This window comes from Candidatus Chordibacter forsetii, assembly GCF_964187505.1.
Classification (GTDB): Bacteria; Verrucomicrobiota; Verrucomicrobiia; order Opitutales; family Seribacteraceae; genus Chordibacter; species Chordibacter forsetii.
The window spans coordinates 1-6,611 of record NZ_CAXLML010000182.1; the positions used below are offsets into that span (position 1 = coordinate 1).

General features: G+C 42.7%; 7 protein-coding genes. 5 read left to right on the plus strand and 2 right to left on the minus strand.

Going from position 1 to position 6,611, the window contains the following annotated elements:
* Positions 1-162: 162 nt before the first annotated feature.
* Positions 163-579 (minus strand): acyl-CoA thioesterase, encoded by a 417-nt coding sequence (locus tag ACKPQ4_RS08065; protein WP_407680676.1) that lies wholly within the window; start codon positions 577-579, stop codon positions 163-165.
* 53 nt (positions 580-632) lie between these two features.
* On the opposite strand from ACKPQ4_RS08065, the gene ACKPQ4_RS08070 reads away from it, so the two are divergent.
* The 4 genes from ACKPQ4_RS08070 to clpX all read left to right on the plus strand — a co-directional run bounded on the left by ACKPQ4_RS08070 (position 633) and on the right by clpX (position 4,609).
* Complete coding sequence (locus ACKPQ4_RS08070; protein ID WP_407680677.1) at positions 633-1,235, plus strand: hypothetical protein; 603 nt, start codon at positions 633-635, stop codon at positions 1,233-1,235.
* 123 nt (positions 1,236-1,358) lie between these two features.
* On the plus strand, positions 1,359-2,693 hold the full coding sequence (tig, locus tag ACKPQ4_RS08075) for a trigger factor (RefSeq protein ID WP_407680678.1): 1,335 nt from the start codon (positions 1,359-1,361) through the stop codon (positions 2,691-2,693).
* 6 nt (positions 2,694-2,699) lie between these two features.
* A complete protein-coding gene (locus ACKPQ4_RS08080; RefSeq protein WP_407680679.1) occupies positions 2,700-3,299 on the plus strand; it encodes an ATP-dependent Clp protease proteolytic subunit in 600 nt (199 codons plus the stop codon).
* An 11-nt stretch (positions 3,300-3,310) separates the two neighbouring features.
* Positions 3,311-4,609, plus strand: coding sequence for an ATP-dependent Clp protease ATP-binding subunit ClpX (gene clpX, locus ACKPQ4_RS08085; protein WP_407680680.1), 1,299 nt, complete (start codon positions 3,311-3,313; stop codon positions 4,607-4,609).
* A gap of 45 nt (positions 4,610-4,654) precedes the next feature.
* Here the strand turns inward: clpX and ACKPQ4_RS08090 are convergent, their stop codons facing one another.
* On the minus strand, positions 4,655-6,289 hold the full coding sequence (locus tag ACKPQ4_RS08090) for a S8 family peptidase (protein ID WP_407680681.1): 1,635 nt from the start codon (positions 6,287-6,289) through the stop codon (positions 4,655-4,657).
* Between the two features lie 61 nt (positions 6,290-6,350).
* Here ACKPQ4_RS08090 and ACKPQ4_RS08095 point away from each other — a divergent pair.
* Positions 6,351-6,611 (plus strand): FAD-binding protein (locus ACKPQ4_RS08095; protein ID WP_407680682.1); only part of this gene is annotated, 261 nt, incomplete at its 3' end.

Sequence of the window (6,611 nt, forward strand, 5' to 3'; positions counted from 1 at the left end):
GTTACAAAACACAAACCCTTTATCCGCACTTCAGGAATTATTAAACCAACGGGAAGAAAGATATAAAGAAGCAGACATTCTTATTGAGACAGACAACCTTTCGCCCGTGCAAGTAGTCGAGTTGATCATTTCTAAATTGTAATTCAAGGTGGTCGGTGCCCTTTAGTCGTTAGGAGAATAAAGAAAATGTTTTTTTGCTTTATCGAGGAAATCGATGGGCGGTTTGATTAGTTTACCCTCCTCATTCACAAAGGCATGCGAAGTTGCTCCCTTGGCAAGTAATTCCTCATTCCTTTTTACCTCATAAAATATTTCAATACGGGCGACAGGTGAAGTTTTAATAAGAGCAGTCACTTGTAATCGATCATCAAATTTGGCCGGTTTTATAAACCGGGCTTCGCATGTTAGTACAGGCAGTAGGTATCCACCTTTCTCCAATTCTTGATAGGAGCATTCCATCTGGTCGAGTAACTCAATTCTTGCGGACTCAAACCAAGTAAAGTAATTGCCATGGTAGACTACTCCCATTTGATCCGTTTCCTGGTATCGTACCCTAACTTCAGTAATTGCTGATATCATGAATCCAACTTTGCTAAACTCCCTCAACTCGCCAAGCCTCATTTAAGAATCACATGTCACTAGGAAAAAAAGAAAGAAGAATAACCATTGCCATTGGCCTCATAATTGGGGTTACCGCATCCTCCATGCTGGTGCGGCACGCACTTGATATTAAAAGCGAAAAGACCGCACTGAGACCGGGTAATTATAATTCGTTACATACAGCAATGGGAAATGTTCCCTTTCTCCCACTCCCTGAATCAGTTTCTACTGCTATCCCGAGTGGCATCGTCGTCCATTATGAAGAGAATCGACCGTCCCTCTCTCGATCCCATTCAGATGGAGTTAATTCATGGGTGATTGAAACTACCGGTTCGTTTAGATCGGAAAGATTATTCATTTTGGCCGAACAAAAACTGGAAAGTTCTAGCAATATTCAATTTTTCCGTGCAGCTGAGATTTATATCAGGTTAAAAAACGACAACATGTTAGATTCCTTTAAGAATTTATTAGATGAAGATCTTTTTCATATAATTGGTCGAAATCATTCAACGGATGAACTTATTGTCCAATCGAGAAACTTTTCGCCAACCGATTTAGAAAAAGCCATCAATTTTCTAGAAGCGACTAACCTCGTAACTAGCACCCGGCTCTACCCTTGGGTGCCATCGCGTTGATGTACAAGTCTATCTCGTTGACCCTTGCCGAATCTTGCCTACTATAAAACCCTTAAATTACGGAGTTAGTCTAATACACTTCGTTCTTATTCATAAATCCGAAAACAAAGTACTGAAACTATCGTGAACGTAGATATTAAGGATGCGGGCGTTGCTCGTAAAATCGCAACCGTAAGCTTCGAACCTGAAGAGGTAAGCAAGTTCGAATCAAAAGTCTGTCAAGATTTAGGCAGAATGGTAAGCATTCCAGGCTTCCGTAAAGGAAAAGCCCCGGCACCAGTGATTCGCAAGAAATACGCCAAAGAACTCCATGATGAATTAAACAGAAAAGTATCGACCTCCGCCTATGAGGCTGTCCTTGAGAGAAAAGATATTAAGGTATACTCAGTTCTTAAAGTTGACGCCGGCGAACTCGAACCCACGCAAGCTGCTGAAGTTGAAGTTACCATTGATATAGAGCCTGAATTTGATTTACCCGCTTACAAAGAGTACGAGCTCAATATTGAACCGACCGAAGTAAAAGATGAGGAGGTAGAAAAAGAACTCGATGCAATCAGGGAACAACGTGCAAGTTTTGAGGAGGTTGAACGACCTGCCCAGAAAGGAGACTATGTAAAATGCTCCTATGAGGGAACCCTTGATGGCAAAATGGTTGCTGAGTTAGTTCCGGAGAAACCTATGTATGGCAAGCAAGCGAACACATGGGAGGAGGCTGGCAATTCGACGGGAATGGGCGTGGATGCAATTGCCGAAGGCGTGGTCGGTATGAAAACGGGTGACAAGAAGGAAATTAACGCCGAATTCCCCAAGGACTTTGAGGTTACTCCATTGGCGGGCAAAAAAGTGATTTATCAATTGGAAATACATGAAGTCCGTGAAAAGAAAGCACCTAAATTAGAAGACGAAGAGTTTCTTAAGTCCTTAAAGATCGAAAGCGTAAAAGAACTGAAGGAAAAAGTAGTTGAACAAATTAAGTCACGCAAATTACAGGAAAACGAAAACCTAAAGCGTAAACAAATTACCCAGAAAATCTTGGACATGGATGACTTCCCCCTACCCCAGCAAGCTGCTGAGGAAGAGTCCAAAGCCATCTTCCAAAACCGCATCCAACAGGCAGCGAGCCAGGGCACGAAGCAGGATGAGATCGAGAAGAATCGAGATGAATGGTGGAAGGAGTGTCAGACTCAGGGGCAAGCACGATTAAAACTTACCTTAGTTTTATCAAAAATAGCCGAGGAAGAAAAAATTACAGTCGAGAAGGAAGATCTAGCACAGGCCGCTACTCGTGAAGCAATGATGAGAAGAGAAGATCCAACGAAATTCATTAAAGAGCTTTCACAAGATCGAGCCAGGTTGAACCGTTTGCGAGAAGATGTCGTTTACGACAAAACTTTAATCAAAATTGCCGAGTTGTCCAAAGAACAGATTTGCGACATCGAGGGTGAGCACACACACTAATCTATCATGGGCGCATATTTACCACTTCCATATGTATATGAACGCGAAGGTCGCCAAGAGCGGGCTTGGGATATTTACAGCCGATTACTTCGTGATCGGATTGTCTTTGTCGGTACCCCGATTGATGACTATGTCGCCAATTCCATAATCGCCCAGCTGCTCTTCTTACAGATGGAAGACCCAAAAAAAGCCGTACACATCTACATCAATTCTCCCGGAGGGAGCGTTTCTGACGGCATGGCGATCTACGACACCTTAAAATTCATGCAATGTGATGTGATCACTTATTGCATCGGTATGGCGGCGAGTATGTCCACGGTACTTCTAGCAGCTGGTACTCCAGGTAAAAGATATGCCCTTCCCAACAGTCGCGTCATGATCCATCAACCCAGCGGTGGTGCTGGCGGGCAAACCTCTGATATCTCTATTGCTGCAAAAGAAATATTACGGTGGAGGAGTACGATTAATCAAGTGCTCTCCGAACATAGCGGTAAATCGGTAGAGCAAATTGAAAAAGACTCAGACCGAGACTACTACATGTCAGCAGAAGAAGCTAAAGATTATGGTCTAGTGGATGAAGTCATTTCACAAAAGCCCACCGATTAAGAAGTTTACCGATGGCTAAGCCTACCAAAATCAATTTCTGTTCTTTTTGCGGAAAGCCGCAGGGGGAGGTCCGAAAAATGATCGCAGGGCCGGCCAACGTGTTCATCTGTGATTCCTGTGTTCGGGTTTGCAAAACTATCATCGACCGAGAACTGGGGGAGAAAGAACCTCCCAAGAAAAGCTCTGGCAGTAAACCGGTTTTTAATTTGGTTAAACCAAGCTTGATCAAAGCTAACTTGGACGAGCATGTGATTGGACAAGATCATGCAAAAAAAGTCTTATCAGTTGCCGTCCACAATCATTATAAAAGATTATCTGCAGAGTTGGGATCGCCTGAGTCACAAAAAGATTCCCCTTTTCTGCCTCAAGATTTAGAAGAGGTAGAGATCGAAAAAAGCAATGTCCTACTTATTGGCCCCACTGGCAGTGGTAAAACATTTCTAGCAAGAACCCTAGCAAAACTTATTGATGTTCCTTTTGCTATCGCCGATGCCACAACCCTTACAGAAGCCGGATATGTTGGTGATGATGTGGAAAATATTGTTGTTCGATTATTACAGTCAGCAGATCATGATGTAGAGCGTGCCCAATGCGGTATCATCTATGTTGATGAGATAGATAAAATAGGCCGAAAAACCGACAATGTATCCATCACCCGAGATGTATCAGGGGAAGGTGTTCAGCAAGCCTTACTGAAAATACTTGAGGGTACTGTCTGTAACATCCCGCCTCAGGGTGGTCGAAAGCACCCGAATCAAGAGTATATCCAATTAGATACATCTAATATCCTATTTATATGTGGAGGTGCATTTGTTGGCCTAGACGATATCATCGGCCAAAGAAAAGGAAAGCGTAGCGTAGGGTATAACACTGAAAAATCACAAAATACCGAAGAGATTCTTTCCGAGGTTATGCCCGAAGATTTGGTTAAATTTGGCTTAATACCTGAATTCATTGGTCGATTGCCCGTTCTTTCGATTCTTCACGAACTTACACAGTCGCAACTTGTATGTGTGTTGGAACAAACCAAAAACTCTATCTTAAAGCAATACCGCAAGATGTTTATGCTCGAGGGTGCCGAGCTTCGCTTTACCCGTGAAGCGATCACCGCGATTGCAAAGCAAGCTCTCACAATGAAGACTGGTGCCCGCGCATTACGTTCTATAATGGAGACTGTCATGCTTGATGTAATGTACGAATTACCAGCAATTGAAGAACCAGTTGAAGTGGTTATCAATGCAGGTGTTATTAGGGGTAAATCAAAAGCGAAAATCGTTCCTCTGCCCGAAAAAAAGAGAGACGCAGCCTAAGGCTGTTACTTAATAGAGTTGGGATACCTTGGCTCTGCCACGAAATCAAAAACTAATCGTACTATTCCTCATATTATTTTCTGGCCTGTCATCTTTGGTGCCTGATGGAGTTATGAGCCTGGAATCTATCTTGAGGAATCCGTCAATATCTGAACCCTGCAGGTAAAGTTTCTCTGTTCTAATTTCTGAAGGGGCTAAATTATTGACCCTGAATTTTTTCATAGCACCAAGGTATTCTACTTCAAGATTAAGGTTATTAAGTAAAGTATTGCCTTGGTTTTGAATAATTACCTCAAAGGGCACGGTACCAGAAACCACACCGGATTCACCAAAATAATACCCAACCAAGGCCGGGTCGGAATAATTTTCATTAGTCCTGTTTTCTAGCCTACCTAGACTCAGAATACCATGACCTGCAATTAAATCATACCCCGGTTTGCCGGATTCATTTGCGTATCGTAGAAGTAAATCCTCAACATCATGACTGGTCAGGGTTGGATCATTAGAGAGTTCCGCGGCAATTGAAGCTGAGACAATCGCAGTAGATACTGAGGTTCCACTAAAAGAAACCATTTCTTGAAGCTCCCACGCGGCAAGTACACCTACTCCGGGCGCGGCAATATCAACACCATTCCCATAATTTGAAAACGAAGAGACCTGACCATTTTTCCCCACAGAAGAAACTCCAATGACGCCATCGTAGGCAGCGGGGAAATTAACTAATCCCTCGCCATCATTACCAACTGCGGCAACAATACTAACCCCACTCTCTCGAGCATACCCTACTGCATGCTTTAGCACATCGCTCCCATATTCTGCACCAAGACTAAGGTTGATTACTCTCGCACCATCTTGTACAGCCTTAACGATTCCGGAGGCAACCGTGAATGAATCAGCTTTTCCCGTTTTATCGATTACACGGAAAGATAGAATTTCGCTTCGAGGAGCAATACCTTGAATGCCCGAAGTGGAACCGACCATAACAGAAGCTAGTGCGGTACCATGCCCCACCCCATCTATCCCTTCAGTCGCTAGCAGGTTTGTTTGCTTAATCGACACACCTGCAAGCATAGGATGAGAAAGATCAACTCCTGAATCCAATAGGGCTACTTTTACACCTGTACCTAAATTGGCACGATCATCTCTCCCCCCTAGCCATTCAATGTAGGAGTCTGAAAAACTAGCTTCATTCAAGACCAATTCCTTTCGCGGGGGAAGGGGTTGGCGCATCGTATAGTTAGGAGATATTTGATTATGAGAAATGTACTCAGTTAGAAGAGGCAGGGCTTTTTTTGTGTCCAAAACCTTAACCCGAACAACTCCAAGTTCTGCGAGACTTTCAACCAACTTAATTCCATAAATAGAAGCATTCACCGCGAGGTTTTCCACGCTGTCCTTATCTAAACTTAGTACCCAATCATTTCCTGGGTTTAATTGCTTAAGCAAATCCTCAAATTCCATTACAGAAGTTTCATTAATTTCCTCCAATAATGAATATTTGAAAGGATCGACTTTACCTCCGACATTAAAAATTGGTGGGGATGTATGATGGGGCTGCTTATTTTTGAAGCTTGTTTGCTTTAATTGATTTCCTAAAAAAGAGTAATTTTCAGCCAACCAAAAAGCAAGGAATGCACTTAACAGGAGTGCAAACGGAAATACTTTACGGATAAGAAACATTTCACTTAGTTTGACGCAAAGAGAGTTGTCCGCAAACTCAATGAAAGGTGAAATTTTTCTAATGAGTCAGGGTATTCTTATTGTAGGTCATGGGTTGGCTGGTGCCATTCTTGCGCACAGCCTACTTGAGTATGGAGAGAATGTCAGAGTGATAGACTCATGTAGTTCACATTCAGCAACTCAAGTATCTGCCGGCTTGATTAATCCATTCATAGGACCCAAGCTCAATATGCCAAAAGATTTTGATAGGTGTATGGATGCAAACCTATCTTTCTATAAAATGATTGAAAGATATGCTGAACAAAAGTTTCTTCGGTCTATT